28 protein-coding genes are annotated in these 17902 nt (G+C 58.6%); 26 read left to right on the forward strand and 2 right to left on the reverse strand.

From position 1 onward, the window contains the following. Positions 1-192: 192 nt before the first annotated feature. The gene (locus PQ467_RS06450; RefSeq protein ID WP_274175710.1) at positions 193-1068 is read right to left on the reverse strand and encodes a hypothetical protein; all 876 of its coding nucleotides are present in this window, start codon (positions 1066-1068) and stop codon (positions 193-195) included. Positions 1069-1277: 209 nt separating this feature from the next. Between PQ467_RS06450 and PQ467_RS06455 the strand changes: the two genes are divergently transcribed. Together PQ467_RS06455 and PQ467_RS06460 are read left to right on the forward strand one after the other, a co-directional pair. Further along, on the forward strand, positions 1278-1685 hold the full coding sequence (locus PQ467_RS06455) for a hypothetical protein (protein WP_274175711.1): 408 nt from the start codon (positions 1278-1280) through the stop codon (positions 1683-1685). 261 nt (positions 1686-1946) lie between these two features. Continuing rightward, positions 1947-2099 (forward strand): hypothetical protein, encoded by a 153-nt coding sequence (locus PQ467_RS06460; RefSeq protein WP_274175712.1) that lies wholly within the window; start codon positions 1947-1949, stop codon positions 2097-2099. Positions 2100-2311: 212 nt separating this feature from the next. On the opposite strand, the gene PQ467_RS06465 is transcribed toward PQ467_RS06460, so the two are convergent. Then, the gene (locus PQ467_RS06465; RefSeq protein ID WP_274175713.1) at positions 2312-3160 is read right to left on the reverse strand and encodes an N-acetylmuramoyl-L-alanine amidase; all 849 of its coding nucleotides are present in this window, start codon (positions 3158-3160) and stop codon (positions 2312-2314) included. Positions 3161-3692: 532 nt separating this feature from the next. Between PQ467_RS06465 and rpsL the strand changes: the two genes are divergently transcribed. From rpsL to rpmD, 24 genes are all read left to right on the forward strand, one after another. Then, positions 3693-4064: a 30S ribosomal protein S12 gene (rpsL, locus tag PQ467_RS06470; protein WP_168603835.1), complete on the forward strand. Its 372-nt coding sequence runs from the start codon at positions 3693-3695 to the stop codon at positions 4062-4064. Positions 4065-4113: 49 nt separating this feature from the next. Continuing rightward, positions 4114-4584: a 30S ribosomal protein S7 gene (gene rpsG, locus PQ467_RS06475; protein WP_168603834.1), complete on the forward strand. Its 471-nt coding sequence runs from the start codon at positions 4114-4116 to the stop codon at positions 4582-4584. A 101-nt stretch (positions 4585-4685) separates the two neighbouring features. After that, entirely contained in the window at positions 4686-6758 is a 2073-nt protein-coding gene (fusA, locus tag PQ467_RS06480; RefSeq protein ID WP_274175714.1) for an elongation factor G, read from the forward strand. Positions 6759-6906: 148 nt separating this feature from the next. Beyond that, complete coding sequence (tuf, locus tag PQ467_RS06485) at positions 6907-8097, forward strand: elongation factor Tu (protein WP_274175715.1); 1191 nt, start codon at positions 6907-6909, stop codon at positions 8095-8097. A gap of 121 nt (positions 8098-8218) precedes the next feature. Continuing rightward, positions 8219-8530, forward strand: coding sequence for a 30S ribosomal protein S10 (rpsJ, locus tag PQ467_RS06490; RefSeq protein WP_091146544.1), 312 nt, complete (start codon positions 8219-8221; stop codon positions 8528-8530). Positions 8531-8805: 275 nt separating this feature from the next. After that, positions 8806-9531 carry a 50S ribosomal protein L3 gene (gene rplC, locus PQ467_RS06495; RefSeq protein ID WP_183621907.1) on the forward strand — a complete coding sequence of 242 codons (726 nt, stop codon included), beginning with the start codon at positions 8806-8808 and terminating at the stop codon, positions 9529-9531. Between the two features lie 3 nt (positions 9532-9534). Beyond that, entirely contained in the window at positions 9535-10164 is a 630-nt protein-coding gene (gene rplD, locus PQ467_RS06500) for a 50S ribosomal protein L4 (protein WP_274175716.1), read from the forward strand. Next, on the forward strand, positions 10157-10462 hold the full coding sequence (locus tag PQ467_RS06505; RefSeq protein WP_168603829.1) for a 50S ribosomal protein L23: 306 nt from the start codon (positions 10157-10159) through the stop codon (positions 10460-10462). Before rplD ends, PQ467_RS06505 begins: the two co-directional genes overlap by 8 nt. 12 nt (positions 10463-10474) lie before the next feature. Then, complete coding sequence (gene rplB, locus PQ467_RS06510; protein ID WP_168603828.1) at positions 10475-11311, forward strand: 50S ribosomal protein L2; 837 nt, start codon at positions 10475-10477, stop codon at positions 11309-11311. A gap of 6 nt (positions 11312-11317) precedes the next feature. Next, positions 11318-11596, forward strand: a complete 279-nt coding sequence (gene rpsS / locus PQ467_RS06515; protein WP_168603827.1) for a 30S ribosomal protein S19 — start codon at positions 11318-11320, stop codon at positions 11594-11596. Next, positions 11596-11973: a 50S ribosomal protein L22 gene (gene rplV, locus PQ467_RS06520; protein ID WP_172342600.1), complete on the forward strand. Its 378-nt coding sequence runs from the start codon at positions 11596-11598 to the stop codon at positions 11971-11973. Before rpsS ends, rplV begins: the two co-directional genes overlap by 1 nt. A 3-nt stretch (positions 11974-11976) precedes the next feature. Then, complete coding sequence (gene rpsC / locus PQ467_RS06525) at positions 11977-12672, forward strand: 30S ribosomal protein S3 (RefSeq protein WP_168603825.1); 696 nt, start codon at positions 11977-11979, stop codon at positions 12670-12672. A gap of 17 nt (positions 12673-12689) precedes the next feature. Further along, positions 12690-13124, forward strand: coding sequence for a 50S ribosomal protein L16 (rplP, locus tag PQ467_RS06530; RefSeq protein ID WP_168603824.1), 435 nt, complete (start codon positions 12690-12692; stop codon positions 13122-13124). Then, positions 13124-13327, forward strand: a complete 204-nt coding sequence (rpmC, locus tag PQ467_RS06535) for a 50S ribosomal protein L29 (RefSeq protein ID WP_273616993.1) — start codon at positions 13124-13126, stop codon at positions 13325-13327. Before rplP ends, rpmC begins: the two co-directional genes overlap by 1 nt. 10 nt (positions 13328-13337) lie before the next feature. Beyond that, positions 13338-13607 (forward strand): 30S ribosomal protein S17, encoded by a 270-nt coding sequence (gene rpsQ, locus PQ467_RS06540; RefSeq protein ID WP_168603823.1) that lies wholly within the window; start codon positions 13338-13340, stop codon positions 13605-13607. 139 nt (positions 13608-13746) lie between these two features. Next, entirely contained in the window at positions 13747-14115 is a 369-nt protein-coding gene (rplN, locus tag PQ467_RS06545; protein ID WP_110869606.1) for a 50S ribosomal protein L14, read from the forward strand. After that, positions 14115-14435 carry a 50S ribosomal protein L24 gene (gene rplX, locus PQ467_RS06550; RefSeq protein WP_274175717.1) on the forward strand — a complete coding sequence of 107 codons (321 nt, stop codon included), beginning with the start codon at positions 14115-14117 and terminating at the stop codon, positions 14433-14435. Before rplN ends, rplX begins: the two co-directional genes overlap by 1 nt. Then, positions 14428-15006, forward strand: coding sequence for a 50S ribosomal protein L5 (gene rplE / locus PQ467_RS06555; protein ID WP_168603821.1), 579 nt, complete (start codon positions 14428-14430; stop codon positions 15004-15006). The genes rplX and rplE overlap by 8 nt, the downstream gene beginning before the upstream one ends. Positions 15007-15038: 32 nt before the next feature. After that, entirely contained in the window at positions 15039-15344 is a 306-nt protein-coding gene (rpsN, locus tag PQ467_RS06560; protein WP_274175718.1) for a 30S ribosomal protein S14, read from the forward strand. Between the two features lie 11 nt (positions 15345-15355). Beyond that, positions 15356-15751, forward strand: coding sequence for a 30S ribosomal protein S8 (gene rpsH, locus PQ467_RS06565; protein ID WP_168603819.1), 396 nt, complete (start codon positions 15356-15358; stop codon positions 15749-15751). Continuing rightward, positions 15751-16284, forward strand: coding sequence for a 50S ribosomal protein L6 (rplF, locus tag PQ467_RS06570; RefSeq protein WP_274175719.1), 534 nt, complete (start codon positions 15751-15753; stop codon positions 16282-16284). Before rpsH ends, rplF begins: the two co-directional genes overlap by 1 nt. After that, positions 16284-16634, forward strand: a complete 351-nt coding sequence (gene rplR / locus PQ467_RS06575; protein WP_168603817.1) for a 50S ribosomal protein L18 — start codon at positions 16284-16286, stop codon at positions 16632-16634. The genes rplF and rplR overlap by 1 nt, the downstream gene beginning before the upstream one ends. A 2-nt stretch (positions 16635-16636) precedes the next feature. Continuing rightward, positions 16637-17353, forward strand: a complete 717-nt coding sequence (rpsE, locus tag PQ467_RS06580) for a 30S ribosomal protein S5 (RefSeq protein WP_168603816.1) — start codon at positions 16637-16639, stop codon at positions 17351-17353. Between the two features lie 5 nt (positions 17354-17358). Next, a complete protein-coding gene (rpmD, locus tag PQ467_RS06585) occupies positions 17359-17535 on the forward strand; it encodes a 50S ribosomal protein L30 (protein WP_274175720.1) in 177 nt (58 codons plus the stop codon). Positions 17536-17902: the final 367 nt, after the last annotated feature.

A 17902-nucleotide genomic window follows, 5' to 3' on the forward strand; every position in this document is an offset into this window, starting at 1 on the left:
CACGGTGTAGCATTAGCGTTTTTTCTTTGAGTCAGACGGCTTCCGCATCGCGCGCGTTCGCCCTACCCATCGCAAATCTCCGTCCGCTAAAATCATCCCCCTCCCCCCCGCAGTAGAGTAAAGGGAGGAGGCGTAGGAAAGAACGTCGTGAAAACATTCTATGCATTCGTTGTAGTTATAATTTTATCAAAATCATTGATCTTCTTGATTTGTATTTCTAATAATTTCTGAAATTCTCCCTGGTGATATTTGAATTTCTTTGGATATTTCGTTAATTGTTTTTCCAGATTTCATGAGTTCATCTAATTTTTTTATATCTGAGTAGCTATAATTTCTTCTATAAGCTACTTTTCTAAATGATTTATCAGAATTTATATTTTTTTCTGGATATTCCTTTGATAGATTAATGAAGTTATCTCCTCTATTTTTCCATGTTGATTCTGAATCTATATAATCAATTCGAGATTGAATTTTTTGAATATTCAATTGAATCATATCAAGTGTTTCTTGTAGGTGATCGGCGAATGGTACGTGATCTGAAGGTGGTTCTACAACTTGGAAGGTTCCAAATATGTCTAAATAAGGCTTGAAGTCACCTGCATCGCTGGCTGCTAGAACATCTGAAAAGCGGGAGGAGAGATCGACAATAAAATTTTCTATTTTTTTGAAATGGAGGTCAGATGGGTAAATAATTGTGTCAATTACATTGGTGTCAAATGGAAGTCTTGTTTTATCATCTGCAACTATGACGGTTGGCTTTCGAAAAGTTAGTCGCATTCCCAGTTCGAACATTACATTGGGGTTTAGGCCGCTTATGTCGCATACGGCTATGTCGCATTCATAGAGATTGCGAACAATTCTTCCTTGAATGATGTCAGTTGCTGTGCTTTGCCAGACTGGGCGGGCTTCCAAATCGGCAGCGCCAATGGCTCTTTCGAGAATTTCTTTAACCTCTGTCCAGTGTGTCGCGCTGTGTTCTGCCCAAGCTGCGATAGGCATTACAATTCCGCATACGGGCATTGGTTTTTTTTGATCCCTAGTGTCTGGGCTAACAGTTGTTTTGGCCACGCTATTTCCCTCTATAATTTAGGTTAATAGGTTGCATTTTTTTTGTTAGCTTGGAAGGAAATTTTCTCGGTTTAAGGATTTGCAGGAGCATTTCGCAAAACATCCCCCCCAATTGCGACGAACCGCTCAACGTCTCACCGCATCCCGCTTGCTCCATACCGGCCCCGCCAGATATTCCCGTTCCCATCGGGTTTCAGGGAATAACAATCATGAAGGCATATCTGGCGGGTTGGGCGATGATGGCGGCTGCATTGGCTCCCCAAACGGCGCTGGCGGATGATCCGCGTGATCCGGCGATGCGCAGTGCGGCGGCGCGGGCGCGGGATCGGGCGGAGATCGCGCGGATGAACCGCGACCAACTGGCCTATGTGCGCAAACGGGATGGGGCCTATGCCAGGGACTGGGCGGCCTATCGCGATGCACAGGCTCCGGGCGCGGGGCAGGGGCGCGCCCGCTCGGATTATGAGGAAACGGCCTATGACGAAGGGGCCTATACAACCGGCCGCGACGGCGCGGCCTATGCGCAAAGCCGCCGCCAATATGAACAAGACCTCGCCGAATGGCGCTATGCCGTCAACCAATGCCGCGCAGGCAACTACGCCTATTGCGCCCGCTAAAAGCGCCGCAGGCCTTAAACCATAGCCCCAACCACCCCGCCGCCCCACTGACGTAACGCCAACAGTAACGGGCCGACAATAACGGGATTGCAAAGGGCCTCCGCCCTTTGCCCGCCGGAGGCATGAAAAACCGCCTGCCGGAGGCATAAAAATACTCCCCCCGAAGGCATCATATCCCCGCCAAACCCCCGCTCCGATAAATCGCTACCCGCCCGCGCCCTCATGCCCTAAGGCCGGTTGGCATTAGGGAGGCATCGCATCATGGCGGATCTTTATTTGAAAGCGCTGGAATCCGAGCGCAGGCAGCTGTGGGCGACGTGCCGCCTGAAGGGCTTGGCCAAGGACACGCCGGAGCGGCAGCGCATTGCCGAGCTGGACGAATTGCTGCGCGCGCATAAGGCGAAATCGGCCTGAACGGAGCGGAGCGCGGGTTCAGGTGGCCTTTCTGAAGCTGGTCCATGATCCAAAAGCCTATGCCGCCGCGGTTATCGACATGCATTAGAGCGCGGCGGCCTGCAACCGAGGCCGTCGCCAGTATATCTAAAACCTTGTCGCTTGGAACTGCGGAGGTGCGTCATTGCCGTCGCGGCTATTTCGACAATCACGCAAGGCGGTGCCCAGTTCAGTTAGGCACTGACGAGAAATTTAGCATAGACCCATCCTTCCTGGGTGGCGCCGCCCTTTTCAGCTTTGATATTATACCATTCGTTTTCGCGAGAGATAACGGTAACCAGGTCTCCCGATTGCAACGGGCCCCAGGTTAGAGTTTCAAAGGAAGTGCCAGGGCCGCCGCGAACATTTAGGGTGCCGCCTTGCGTTTTCACCATCATGGCAAATTGGGTTTCTTTTTCTTCGCTCCGATCATCTATCAATTTTCGGAAACGCAACATAGGGAATGCTGGGCCGGGGTCGACTTTCTTTTTGCGCAACGTATCAACATCTTTGTGCCCAACAATATCGTGTATTGTCGGGACGCTTTGGATCAGAGATTTGATTAGATTTTCCAGCGCATCCAGCTGTTCGTTAGGGTACTCCGGCCAATATGTCTCGGAGCCAACCCATGGGTCGAAAGCTTTGATCATGCCCGGAAATGGCGCTAGAAGCTTGGGGTCGACAACTTTTTTTTGCCAATTGAGAAATCGGTCAGAACTGTCCTTATAATGATAGCCTGGATTGACGATTTCTATGCCGATTGAAAAGTGATTGATATCCTTTCGTCCGTCATAAATGCCGCCGCCAGCGTGCCATGCACCTTTGTTTATAGACACCATTTGTACAATCGCTCCGTCTGTTTCGATCACGAAATGAGCGCTGGCTTTGGCATCTGTCGAAAGGAAGTGATTGATTGCAGAGGGTGCTTTGTATCCTGCGGTATAGTGCAGGATAATTATTTCTTTTGTTTTTTCAGAAGTATAGAAATTAGGTGATTTTTTAATATCTGGCGTATCGCCCCATCCATCTTTGTTGAAGTGCATTTTCGCCTCCTGTGGATGGTTTACTTTGTTTATTATTTTTACGATTCGATCAATGCCATAAATATAGGTTTAGAAGATAATTGGAGCATGTGCTCGCCGAGCTGCCCTGCGTTCTTCCCCCCCCCGCCCGCTGTCCTTGACCTGCGCGCTGATTAGGCGTAGGGCGCGCCAATTCTTGCGGGGTTTGGCTTGTTCAAACCTCGGCATAAGAGAGCTGAACATTGCCGGTGCGTGCCGGGTTTTGCGGGGTATCTCGCTGAAATCCTGGTGTAATCCGTCAAAGTAACCCGGCGCCTTTGGGCTGGGTGGAGCGTTTCGGTTCGTTTTTGTGCATGCCCGGCGTCTGTCGTCGGGTGATTCGCGCGAACGCGGTCTGTTTCCTTCATCCATGCATTGGGCGCCAGATGGTCATGCGGCCTTTTGGCCAATTGGCTTGTTCGCACCGGAAGGGCGTTGCCGGAAATGGCGGCGCAACGGAAGGGCGCTTTTGTGGCGGCGTATCGCTGTCACGCAAACAAGGTGAAGAGATTCAATGCCTACTATCAACCAGCTGATCCGCCACGGGCGCGAGCCGCAGAAGGCCAAGAGCAAGGTTCCCGCTCTTGAGCAGAACCCCCAGAAGCGCGGCGTCTGCACCCGCGTGTACACCACGACCCCGAAGAAGCCGAACTCGGCGCTTCGCAAGGTGGCCAAGATCCGTCTGACCAACGGCCGCGAAGTCATTTCGTACATCCCGGGCGAAGGCCACAACCTTCAGGAGCACTCGGTTGCCCTGATCCGCGGCGGCCGTGTGCGCGACCTTCCCGGCGTGCGCTATCACGTTCTGCGTGGCGTGCTCGACACGCAGGGCGTCAAGAACCGCAAGCAGAGCCGTTCGAAGTACGGCGCCAAGCGTCCGAAGTAAGACCCTCCGGTCTTTCTCGTCGGTCTTACAGATTTAAGGAATACAAGCGATGTCACGTCGTCGTCGTCCCGAAAAGCGGGAAATCCTGCCTGATCCCGTCCATGGCGATCAGGTCCTTTCGAAGTTCATGAACAACCTGATGCTTGACGGCAAGAAGTCGGTTGCGGAATCGATCGTGTACAGCGCGCTGAACACGATGCAGACCCGCGCCAAGGCCGATCCGGTTCAGCTGTTCCATGACGCGCTGAACAATGTGAAGCCCCAGATCGAAGTCCGCAGCCGCCGCGTCGGCGGTGCGACCTATCAGGTCCCGGTCGAAGTGCGCCCCGAGCGCGCCCAGGCTCTGGCCATCCGCTGGCTGATCACGGCCGCCCGCAACCGCAGCGAAACCACCATGTCGGCCCGCCTGTCGGGCGAGCTGCTGGACGCTGCGAACAACCGCGGCAGCGCGGTCAAGAAGCGCGAAGACACGCACCGCATGGCGGATGCGAACCGCGCCTTCTCGCACTACCGCTGGTAAAGGCTTTGGGGCGGGGCCGTTTTGGCGGCTCCGTCACAGGTTTGTCACTATTCCGAACCTAAGGGCGGGGACCACCCTCGTCCGAAACCAAGGAAAACCCCATGGCACGCAGCCATCCGCTTTCGATGTACCGTAATATCGGCATCATGGCGCATATCGACGCTGGCAAGACCACGACGACCGAGCGTATCCTTTACTACACCGGCAAGTCCTACAAGATCGGCGAAGTCCATGACGGCGCCGCGACGATGGACTGGATGGAGCAGGAACAGGAGCGCGGCATCACGATCACGTCGGCCGCGACGACCTGCTTCTGGAACGACCACCGCATCAACATCATCGACACCCCCGGCCACGTTGACTTCACCATCGAAGTCGAACGCTCGCTGCGCGTGCTCGACGGTGCGGTTGCGTGCTTCGACGGCGTTGCCGGCGTGGAGCCGCAGTCGGAAACCGTGTGGCGTCAGGCCGACAAGTACGGCGTGCCCCGGATGTGCTTTATCAATAAGTTGGACCGCACTGGCGCCAACTTCAAGTACTGCGTGCAGTCGATCATCGACCGCCTCGGTGCAAAGCCGGCCGTGCTGTACATTCCGATCGGTCTTGAAGCCGATCTGAAGGGTCTGGTCGATCTGGTTCACAACCGCGCGATCATCTGGAAGGATGAATCGCTGGGCGCCGAATTCTTCTACGAAGAAATCCCCGCCGATCTGGCCGACGAAGCCGCCGAGTACCGTTCGCGCCTCATCGAACTTGCTGTTGAGCAGGACGATGACGCGATGGAAGCGTATCTGGAAGGCAACGAGCCGGACGCCGAAACGCTGAAGAAGCTGATCCGCAAGGGTACGCTCAACCAGTCGTTCGTGCCCGTGTGCTGCGGTTCGGCGTTCAAGAACAAGGGCGTCCAGCCCCTGCTCGACGCCGTGGTCGACTATCTGCCTTCGCCGCTCGACATTCCTGACGTCCAGGGCGTCAAGATGGACAGCGACGAAAAGGACAGCCGTCCCGCCACCGACGACGCGCCGTTCTCGGCTCTGGCCTTCAAGGTCATGAACGACCCCTTCGTGGGCTCGCTCACCTTCATCCGCATCTATTCGGGTACGCTCACCAAGGGCACCTATCTGAACTCGGTGAAGGACAAGAAGGAAAAGGTCGGTCGTATGCTGGAAATGCATGCGAACGAGCGTAAGGACATTGACGAAGCCTTCGCTGGCGACATCATCGCTCTGGCCGGTATGAAGGAAACGACGACCGGTGACACGCTGTGCGCCGAGCGTCAGCCGATCGTGCTGGAACGCATGGAATTCCCCGAACCGGTTATCGAACTGTCGGTGGAACCCAAGACCAAGGCTGACCAGGAAAAGATGGGCGTTGCGCTCAATCGTCTGTCGGCTGAAGATCCCTCGTTCCGCGTTTCGACCGATCACGAATCGGGCCAGACCATCATCAAGGGCATGGGCGAACTTCACCTGGACATCATCGTCGACCGTATGCGTCGCGAGTTCAAGGTCGAAGCCAACGTCGGCGCTCCGCAGGTGGCCTATCGCGAATATCTGGCCAAGCCGGTCGACATCGACTTCACCCACAAGAAGCAGTCGGGTGGTACGGGTCAGTTCGGTCGCGTGAAGGTCAAGGTTTCGCCCGGCGAACGCGGCAGCGGCATCACCTTCAAGGACGAAATCAAGGGCGGTAATATTCCCAAGGAATATATCCCCGCGATTGAAAAGGGCTTCCGTGAAACGGCCGCAACCGGTTCGCTCATCGGCTTCCCGATCATCGACTTTGAAATCGTGCTGTACGACGGCGCCTACCACGACGTCGACTCGTCGGCTCTGGCGTTCGAAATCTGTGCCCGCGGCGCTATGCGCGAAGTGGCCCAGAAGTCGGGCATCAAGGTGCTCGAACCGATCATGAAGGTCGAGGTCGTCACTCCCGAGGAATTCATGGGCGACGTCATCGGCGACATCAATAGCCGCCGTGGTCAGATCCAGGGCACCGACAGCCGCGGTAACGCACAGGTTGTCGAGGCCATGGTGCCGCTGGCCAACATGTTCGGCTACGTGAACCAGCTGCGTTCGTTTACCCAGGGCCGCGCCCAGTACTCGATGCAGTTCTCGCACTATGACGAAGTGCCGGCGAACGTTGCCACTGAACTGAAGGCCAAGATGGCCTGATGATAAATTGATGCTGTCGGGGCTGGTGTGCAACATGCGCTTGCCAGCACCGACAGATCAGGCTAGGGGCGGCGCCTGAATTTCAGGCGAGTCTGGCAGGTGCCGTCTCGTGCAGAAATCTCATTTGAACGAAAAGAAGGTTTGAAACATGGCTAAGGCTAAGTTTGAGCGGACCAAGCCGCACTGCAACATCGGCACCATCGGTCACGTTGACCACGGCAAGACCACGCTGACTGCTGCTATCACCAAGGTGCTGGCCGAAACCGGCGGCGCGACGTTCACGGACTACGCGAACATCGACAAGGCTCCCGAAGAGCGCGAGCGCGGCATCACGATCTCGACCGCCCACGTGGAATACGAGACCGCCAACCGTCACTATGCTCACGTCGACTGCCCGGGTCACGCTGACTACGTGAAGAACATGATCACCGGTGCTGCCCAGATGGACGGCGCGATCCTGGTGGTGAACGCTGCTGACGGCCCGATGCCGCAGACCCGCGAGCACATCCTGCTCGCTCGTCAGGTCGGCGTGCCCGCTCTGGTCGTGTACATGAACAAGGTCGACCAGGTTGACGACGAGGAAATCCTCGAACTCGTCGAACTGGAAATCCGCGAGCTGCTGTCGTCCTACGACTTCCCCGGCGACGACATCCCCGTGATCCCCGGTTCGGCTCTGGCCGCTCTCGAAGGTCGTGACGATGCCATCGGCAAGGAATCGATCTACAAGCTGATGGAAGCTGTTGACAGCTACATTCCGCAGCCCCCCCGTCCGACCGACAAGCCCTTCCTGATGCCCGTCGAAGACGTGTTCTCGATCTCGGGTCGTGGTACGGTTGTGACCGGCCGTGTCGAAACCGGCATCATCAAGGTTGGTGAAGAAGTCGAAATCATCGGTCTGAAGGCTACTGCCAAGACGACTGTGACCGGCGTGGAAATGTTCCGCAAGCTGCTTGACCAGGGTGAAGCCGGCGACAACATCGGCGCTCTGTGCCGCGGCATCAAGCGTGAAGACGTTGAGCGTGGTCAGGTTCTGGCCAAGCCCGGCACCTGCACCCCGCACACCAACTTCGAATCGGAAGTTTACGTGCTGTCGAAGGACGAAGGTGGCCGTCACACGCCGTTCTTCGCCAACTATCGTCCGCAGTTCTACTTCCGCACCACCGACGTGACCGGCTCGGTCACGCTGCCCGAGGGCACCGAAATGGTGATGCCCGGCGACAACGTGAAGCTCCAGGTTGAGCTGATCGCGCCGATCGCCATGGACGAGGGTCTCCGCTTCGCCATTCGCGAAGGCGGCCGTACCGTCGGTTCGGGGGTTGTCGCGAAGATCACGAAGTAATATAGGCTGCGCAGCCCGGAGGTGATTCGTCGCTTCCGGGCTCCAGTTTTCAAGGGCGCCCTTTGCTGAAGCAGCGAAGGGCACTCTTTCTTTTTTGGCTCTTTCTCATCGGTAGCAGGACATGGAAGCTCAAAACATCCGCATTCGCCTGAAGGCATTCGATCATCGCGTGCTCGATCAGGCCACCGGCGAGATCGCCGACACCGCCCGTCGCACGGGCGCACTCATCCGCGGGCCCATTCCGCTGCCGACCAAGATCGAGAAGTTCTGCGTTAACCGCGGACCCCACATCGACAAGAAGTCGCGCGAGCAGTTTGAAGTTCGCACCTACAAGCGTCTGCTGGACATCGTTCAGCCCAACGCTGCGACCGTCGATGCGCTCATGAAGCTCGATCTCGCCGCAGGCGTCAACGTTGAAATCAAGCTGGCATAAAGGGATTGCGTCTGCTAAGGGCGCGACCTCTGGCCGAAATTGATTCGGCTGTTTGCCAGAAATGGTGCCTGCGCAGCCAAGCCTGCAAAGGAAAATGGGATACCTCCGGAAGTCTCGCTGGTCCTTGGGTCAGCACTTGTTCCGGGCAGCGTCCCCCGTCTTGCCGAGCCTGAGATGGCTTTGCACTCGACCCGGACGGGGTCCGCTTCGTACATTGGGTTGAACACGCCTGTGGGGGATGGTCCGCTGCAGGCCTCTGTAAGGAGTAAAAGGTCATGCGCACCGGCGTGATCGCTAAGAAGGTGGGGATGACCCGCCTTTTCCAGGAAGATGGACGTCACGTTCCTGTGACCGTTCTGTCGCTGGAAGACTGCCAGGTGGTTTCGGTTCGTACCGCTGAGCGCGACGGTTATGTCGCTCTGCAGCTGGGTGCGGGCGCCGCCAAGCAAAAGAATGTCAACAAGCCGCAGCGCGAACACTTCGCCAAGGCTGAAGTTCCGCTGAAGATGGAAGTTGCCGAATTCCGCGTGGCCGATGACGCCGTGCTGGAAGTTGGTTCGACCATCGCCGCCTCGCACTTTGTGTCGGGCCAGCTGGTTGACATCACCGGCCACACTCAGGGTAAGGGCTTCTCGGGCGCTATGAAGCGCTGGGGCTTCGGCGGTATGCGCGCCACCCATGGTGTGTCGATCTCTCACCGTGCGCATGGTTCGACGGGTAACCGTCAGGATCCGGGCCGCGTCTTCAAGAACAAGAAGATGGCCGGTCATCAGGGTGATCGTCAGCGCACCCAGCAGAATCTCGAAGTTGTCCGCACCGATGACGCGCGTGGCCTGGTTTTCGTGAAGGGCTCTGTGCCTGGCGCGAAGAACGGCTGGTTGCTCGTTCGCGATTCGGTCAAGGTTGCTCGTCATGCCGACGCTCCGTACCCCGCCGCGATCAAGTCGGCTGTGGTCGATGCTGCTCCGGCTGTCGAAGCTGCCGAAGGTCAGGAGGGCTAAGTCGTGGTCAAGGTAACTCTGCAAAACCTCGACGGTTCGGCCGCTGCTGGCGAAATCGAACTGAACGATGCTGTGTTCGGCCTCGAGCCGCGTGCTGACATTCTGCACCGTGTTGTCACCTGGCAGCTGGAAAACCGTCGCGGCACCGCCCGTGGCGCTCGCGAGCGCAGCGATGTGGCCCGCACCGGCAAGAAGTTCGGCAATCAGAAGGGTGGCGGTACCGCCCGTCACGGCGACCGCAAGGCTCCGATCTTCATCGGCGGTGGTAAGGCTCATGGTCCTCGCGTCCGTGACTTCAACCTGTCGCTGAACAAGAAGATCCGTGCCCTCGGCCTCAAGCTCGCTTTGTCCTCGAAGGTCAACAGCGGTCTGGTGGTCGTTGAGAACCTGGAACTGGCCGAAGCCAAGACCAAGGCTCTGGCCGCGACCCTCGCCAAGGCTGGCTACGCCGGCAAGGTGCTGGTGATCGACGGCGAAGCGGTGAACGAGAACTTCGCCCGCGCCGCAGGCAACATCGTCGGCGTGAACGTCCTGCCCGCCGTGGGCGCGAATGTTTACGACATCCTGAAGCATGACACGCTGGTGCTGACCCGCGCCGCTGTCGAGAAGCTGGAGGCCCGTTTCAATGGCTAAGGACAGCATCGACACGCGTCATTATGACGTGATCGTGGCGCCCCACATCACCGAAAAGACCACGTTGCTCTCCGAGAACAACGCTGTTGTCTTCAAGGTGGCCGAACGCGCGACCAAGCCTGAAATCAAGGCTGCGGTCGAGGCTCTGTTCGGTGTGAAGGTGACGGGTGTGAACACCCTGACCCAGAAGGGCAAGACCAAGCGCTGGAAGGGCAAGCCCTACAAGCGCACCGACGTCAAGAAGGCCGTTGTGACCCTGGCTGAAGGCCAGTCGATCGACGTGACCAGCGGGATCTGAGGGCGGTAGAACATGGCACTCAAGAGCTATAACCCGACCAGCCCGGCCCGTCGTGGCCTCGTCCTGGTTGACAAGAGCGCCCTGTGGAAGGGCAAGCCGGTCAAGGCGCTTACCGAAGGTAAGAGCAAGACCGGTGGTCGCAACAACAAGGGTCACGTGACCAGCCGCGGTATCGGCGGTGGCCACAAGCAGCGCTATCGTTTCATCGATTTCAAGCGCCGCAAGTGGGACCAGCCGGCAACCGTTGAGCGTCTGGAATATGACCCCAACCGCACCGCGTTCATCGCGCTCGTCAAGTACGAGGACGGTGAGCAGACCTACATCATCGCTCCGCAGCGTCTGGCCGTTGGCGACACCATTGTCGCCGGCGAGAAGACCGACGTGAAGCCCGGCAACGCCATGCTTCTGTCGCAGATCCCGGTCGGCACCATCATCCACAACGTGGAAATGAAGCCGGGCAAGGGTGGTCAGATCGCTCGTTCGGCAGGCACCTATGTGCAGGTCGTGGGCCGTGACCGCGGTCTGGTGATCGTTCGTCTGAACTCGGGCGAACAGCGCTACCTGCGTGGCGATTGCATGGGCACCGTTGGCGCCGTGTCGAACCCCGACAACGCCAACACCAACCTTGCAAAAGCCGGTCGTAACCGTTGGCTTGGCCAGCGTCCGCTTACCCGCGGCGTTGCCAAGAACCCGGTCGATCACCCGCATGGTGGTGGTGAAGGCCGTACTTCGGGCGGTCGTCATCCTGTTACGCCGTGGGGCAAGCCGACCAAGGGCGCTCGCACCCGTCATAACAAGAAGACTGACGGCATGATCATCCGCTCGCGTCACGCGAAGAAGAAGAGGTAATCGACAATGGCTCGTTCCGTCTGGAAAGGTCCTTTCGTCGACCTGCACCTGCTGAAAAAGGCCGAGGTCGCCCAGGATGCTGGCAACCGTGCCGGCCCGATCAAGACCTGGTCGCGTCGGTCGACGATCCTGCCGACGTTCGTTGGTTTGACGTTCAACGTCTACAACGGGCATAAGTTCATCCCCGTGTCCGTGAATGAGGACATGGTCGGCCACAAGCTGGGCGAATTCGCGCCGACGCGCACGTTCCCCGGTCACGCCGCTGACAAGAAGGGCAAGCGCTGATGAGCAAGCCTAAAGCTCCCCGTCGCGTTGGCGACAACGAAGCCCTGTCGGTCGGTACGCAGATCCGCGGCTCGGCTCAGAAGCTCAATCTGGTTGCGGCGCTTATCCGCAACCAGAAGGCTGAAGATGCGCTGAACATCCTGACCTTCTCGAAGAAGGCCATGGCGGTTGACGCTCGCAAGGTGCTGGCTTCGGCCATCGCCAACGCCGAAAACAACCACAACCTCGACGTGGACAGCCTCGTTGTGGTTGAGGCTTCGGTCGGCAAGTCGATCACGATGAAGCGCTTTCACACCCGCGGCCGTGGCAAGTCCACCCGCATCCTGAAGCCCTTCAGCCGTCTGCGCATTGTGGTGCGCGAAGTTCAGGAGGCTTGATCCATGGGTCATAAGAGCAACCCCATCGGTCTGCGCCTGCAGATCAACCGCACCTGGGACAGCCGCTGGTATGCGGAAGGTCGCAGCTACGGCAAGCTTCTTGAGGAAGACCTCAAGATGCGCAAGTTCATCTTCAAGACGCTGCCTCAGGCTGCGATCTCGAAGGTGGTGATCGAGCGTCCCGCCAAGGTGTGCCGTGTGTCGATCTTCGCTGCCCGTCCGGGCGTGATCATCGGCAAGAAGGGTGCAGACATTGAAAAGCTGCGCCTTCAGCTCGCCAAGTTCACCGGCAGCGACGTCAAGCTGAACATTGTCGAAATCCGCAAGCCGGAAATCGACTCGAAGCTTGTCGCCCAGGGCATCGCCGATCAGCTGATCCGCCGTGTTGCCTTCCGTCGCGCCATGAAGCGCGCCGTTCAGTCCGCGCTGCGTCTTGGTGCCGAAGGCATCAAGATCACCTGCTCGGGCCGTCTGGGTGGCGCCGAAATCGCGCGTATCGAATGGTACCGCGAAGGCCGCGTTCCGCTGCACACCCTGCGTGCTAACATCGACTATGCCGAAGCCGAGGCGCTCACCGCCTATGGTATCATCGGCATTAAGGTGTGGATCTTCAAGGGCGAAATCCTTGGTCATGATCCGATGGCGCAGGACCGTCTCATGATGGAGGCCCAGACCTCCGGCGTGCGTCCTGCACGTTGAGGTTGAGGTAACAGATCATGTTGCAACCGAAGAAGACCAAGTTCCGCAAGGCGTTCAAGGGCCGTTTGCACGGCAACGCCAAGGGCGGCACCGACCTGAACTTCGGTTCCTATGGCCTCAAGGCTATGGAACCGGAGCGCGTCACCGCTCGTCAGATCGAAGCTGCACGTCGTGCCATTCAGCGCCACCTGCGTCGTCAGGGCCGTCTGTGGATCCGCGTGTTTCCCGATCTGCCCGTCTCGAAGAAGCCTGCTGAAGTCCGTCAGGGTAAGGGCAAGGGTTCGATCGAATATTGGGCTGCTCGCGTCAAGCCGGGCAAGATCCTGTTCGAACTGGACGGCGTTTCGGGCGAGCTGGCCGCTGGTGCGTTTGAACGCGCTGCGATGAAGCTGCCGATCAAGACCAAGGTTGTTGCCAAGCTTGGCGACACCTCGCACCTGGGAGGCGAATAATGACCAAGATCGCTGATCTGCGTGCCAAGAGCGATGACCAGCTGGTTGCCGAGCTGGGTGACCTGAAGCGCGAGGCCTTCAACCTCCGCTTCCAGGCTGCCACCAACCAGCTTGAGCGTCCCGCACGCATCAAGGAAGTGCGCCGCGATATCGCCCGCATCAAGACGCTCCAGAGTGAGCGTTCTGTTGCAGCGAAGGCGTAAGGAGGAAACCATGCCCAAGCGTATTCTTATCGGGACTGTGGTTTCCGACAAGACCGACAAGACCGTGGTCGTGAAGGTCGAGCGTAAGGTGAAGCACCCCCTTTATGGGAAGATCATCCGTCGTTCGAAGAAGTATCACGCTCACGACGAAGACAACGCCTTCAAGGCCGGCGAAGTTGTCCGCATCGAGGAAACCGCCCCGATCTCCAAGCTGAAGAGCTGGAAGGTGATCGAGCGGGTTCAGGCGGGCAAGGGCGTCGCTGTCGAAGCGGACGTCTAAGGTCGTTGAAAAATTCTCTGGCGCTCTGACCCGAATCGGGTTAGGGCGCCGGACCGCTTCACGGTGCCCGTTTGCGCGGGCGCCGTTTTTTGGAACTGCCGGACTTGTTCCGGCAAGCCTAACGTAAGGAACCGGATCCATGATCCAGATGCAATCCCAGCTTGACGTCGCTGACAACAGCGGTGCCAAGCGTGTCCAGTGCATTAAGGTGCTGGGCGGATCGAAGCGTCGTACCGCTGGCGTTGGCGACATCATCGTGGTGTCGATCAAGGAAGCCCAGCCCCGCGCCAAGGTCAAGAAGGGCGACGTTCACCGCGCGGTGATCGTTCGTACCCGCAAGGACGTTCGCCGTCCCGACGGTTCGGTTATCCGTTTCGACGGTAACGCGGCTGTGCTGATCAACAAGAACGCTGAGCCCATCGGCACGCGTATCTTTGGCCCCGTCGTGCGTGAACTGCGCGCCAAGGGCTACATGAAGATCATCTCGCTGGCTCCGGAGGTTCTGTAATGTCCGCTGCTAAGATCAAGAAGGGCGACAATGTGATCGTCCGTTCGGGCAAGGACAAGGGCCGTACCGGCACTGTTTTGTCCGTGCTGCCTAAGGAAGGCAAGATTGTGGTTGCCGGCGTGAACGTCGCAGCCCGTCACCGCAAGCCGACCCAGGTGAACCCGCAGGGTGGCATCGAGCGCCGCGAAGCGCCGATGGCTATCAGCAAGGTTGGTCTCGTCGATCCGAAGACCGGTGCGGCAACCCGCATCCGCTTCGAGGAAAAGGACGGCAAGAAGGTCCGCGTGGCCGTGAAGTCCGGGGAGGCTATCGATGGCTGATAAGTACACTCCGCGTCTCAAGACCAAGTATGACGCCGAAATCGCGGCTGCGATGACGGAAAAGTTTGGTTACAAGAACGCGCTCGAAATCCCGAAGATCGAAAAGATCACGCTCAACATGGGTGTGGGTGAAGGCACGCAGGATCGTAAGAAGGTCCAGACCGCTGCCGCCGAAATGGAAGCCATTGCCGGTCAGAAGCCGGTGGTGACTCGCGCCAAGAAGTCGGTTGCGCAGTTCAAGCTGCGTGAAGGCATGGCGATCGGTTGCAAGGTCACTCTGCGTCGCGAGCGCATGTATGAATTCCTTGACCGTCTGATCACGATCGCGATGCCCCGCATCCGCGACTTCCGTGGCCTGAATCCGAAGAGCTTCGACGGCCGTGGCAACTATGCCATGGGTCTGAAGGAGCAGATCATCTTCCCGGAAATCAGCTACGATCAGATCGACAAGGTGCGTGGCATGGACATCATCGTCACCACCTCGGCCAAGACCGACGAGGAAGCGCGCGAACTGCTGCGTCTCTTCGGTTTCCCGTTCACTGCCACCGCCGAAGCCAAGCAGGCGGCGTGAGCGAGCAAGATTGAGAAAGAGAGCTTAAGTCCATGGCGAAACTGAGTTCGATCAACAAGAACGAGCGCCGCAAGGCCCTCGTCAAGAAGTACGCAGCTAAGTACGCGAGCCTGAAGGCGATTGCGGACGATGAATCGGCTGATGAAACCGAGCGTCTGATTGCCCGCCTGAAGCTGGCCGAGATTCCCCGTAATGGGAACCCGACCCGCGTGCGCAACCGTTGCGCCACCACCGGCCGCCCGCGCGGCTACTATCGCAAGTTCGGCCTGTGCCGCGTTGAGCTGCGTGATCTTGCCAATAAGGGCATGATCCCCGGCGTGACGAAGTCGAGCTGGTAAGGAACAAAGCGATGGCATTGACCGATCCTCTGGGTGATATGCTCACCCGTATCCGCAACGGCCAGCAGGCGAAGAAGGATTCCGTCCTCTCGCCGGCTTCGAAGCTGCGCTCGCGCGTTCTCGAAGTGCTCCAGCGCGAAGGCTATATCCGTGGTTATTCGGAGGACGCCACCGGCGCCCACCCGCAGCTGCGCATCGAGCTGAAGTATTTCGAAGGCGAGCCCGCGATCAAGCATCTCGCTCGCGTCTCCAAGCCGGGTCGCCGTGTGTACTCGGGCAGCAAGGAACTGCCCGTGGTGCGCAACGGCCTTGGCATCACCATCGTCTCGACGCCCCGCGGCGTGCTTTCGGATGCCGAAGCGCGCGCTGCCAACGTCGGCGGCGAAGTGCTGGCGGAGGTGTTCTAATGAGCCGCATTGGTAAGAAGCCTGTTGCCATTCCGGCGGGCGTCTCGGCGAACATCGCCGATGGCGTGCTGTCCGTGAAGGGTCCCAAGGGCGCTCTGACGCTGACCCTGCGTGATGAAATCAGCTATGCTGTTGACGGCGACACCATCCTGGTGAAGCCCGCCAACGACACGAAGCAGGCTCGCGCGTTCTGGGGCATGCAGCGTACGCTCGTCTCCAACCTGATCACCGGTGTGACCGAAGGCTACACCAAGACCCTGCAGATCACCGGTGTCGGCTATCGCGCCACCGCTCAGGGCAAGGTGCTCAAGCTTCAGCTGGGCTACAGCCATGACGTCAACTTCGACGTTCCCGAAGGCATCGAAATCAAGACCCCGGATAACACCACGGTCCTGATTTCCGGTATCGACAAGCAGAAGGTGGGTCAGGTTGCGGCCGAGATCCGTCGCTGGCGTAAGCCCGAACCCTATAAGGGCAAGGGTATCAAGTACGCTGGCGAGTTCATCTTCCGCAAGGAAGGGAAGAAGAAGTAATGGCCAAGCTGTCTCTGTTCGAGCGCCGTCGTCGGCGCGTTCGCACCGCTCTCAAGGCTCGTGCCGGTGGGCGTCCTCGTCTGTCGGTGCACCGTTCGGGTCGCCACATCTACGCCCAGATCATCGACGATGCCGCTGGTCGTACCCTCGCTTCGGCCTCGTCGCTGAAGAAGGGCAGCAAGGATATCGGCGCCAACGTCGATGCCGCTGTTGCTGTGGGCAAGGAACTGGCGGAAGCCGCCAAGGCCGCTGGTGTCACCACTGTCGTGTTCGATCGCGGCGGTTTCCTGTTCCATGGCCGCGTCAAGGCGCTGGCCGATGCCGCCCGTGAAGGCGGGCTGGAGTTCTGACAATGGCTGACGAAACCAACCTTGAAACCGGTGCCGTTGTCGGCGCCGAAGCTGCTCCCGAGGGCAACGAGCGTGAAGGTCGTCGTGGTCGTGGTCGCGGACGTGATGGCGAGCGTGGCGAAGGCCGCGGTCGTGGTCGCCGCGATGACCGTCGCGGCAAGAATGACGAGGAACAGGGTGAAGAGCTGATTGAAAAGCTCGTTCACATCAACCGCGTCAGCAAGACCGTGAAGGGCGGTAAGCGCTTTGGCTTTGCTGCTCTCGTCGTGGTCGGCGATGGCAAGGGCCGCGTTGGCTTTGGTCATGGCAAGGCGCGCGAAGTGCCTGAAGCCATCACCAAGGCGACTGCCTCGGCCAAGAAGAAGATGGTTCGCGTTCCCCTCAAGGAAGCGCGCACCCTTCACCACGACGGCAAGGGCCACTTTGGCGCTGGCAAGGTGAGCGTGCGTTCGGCTCCGGCCGGTACGGGCATCATCGCTGGCGGCCCGATGCGCGCTGTCTTCGAAAGCCTGGGTGTTCATGACGTGGTGACCAAGTCGGTCGGCACCTCGAACCCCTACAACATGATCCGCGCCACTTTCGACGCTCTGACCAACCAGTCGAGCCCGAAGTCGGTGGCACAGCGTCGCGGCAAGAAGGTCACCGACCTGCTCAACCGCGATGGGCATCACCACTCTGAGGCGCAGCTTGAAGCTGCTGCCGCTGCGATTACGGAGTAAGCGCAATGGCAACCATCAAGATCAAGCAGGTCGGTTCGCCGATCCGTCGCCCTGAAGCTCAGCGCAAGATGCTGATCGGTCTGGGCCTTAACAAGATGAATCGCGTTGTCGAACTGACGGACACCCCTGAAGTTCGCGGCACGATCGCCAGGCTGCCCCATCTGGTCGCCGTGGTCGATTGATCGACCCCGCGCCTTCAGATTGAAGCACAAGACAGGGCCTCGGAGTGATCCGGGGCCTTTTCTTTTGGCTAGTTTAGCATCGGTGTGGAGTTTGGGTGGTTGTTCCCTCGGGAGGGGCTGGACAGGGGAACCGGGCATCTCTTGGTCGATGGTATCGGCAGGGTTTCGACTCGCGACACCCTATCTCCGGCCATTTGGGCCTTTGGTATCTGAGTGTTCTCTTTCCTTTGGGGGCAGCTTTCGCCGAGTCCGTCTTGGATGATCGGCGCTGCACGGAGGTGAGTGATCGGTCGCTCGACCTAATTAGGGTATCGGGAACAAATGGCGGATCTTGCATGAGAACGCTGTAAGTCAGCGGTGGCGCGGA

It is taken from the genome of Novosphingobium sp. KACC 22771 (assembly GCF_028736195.1).
Classification (GTDB): Bacteria; Pseudomonadota; Alphaproteobacteria; order Sphingomonadales; family Sphingomonadaceae; genus Novosphingobium.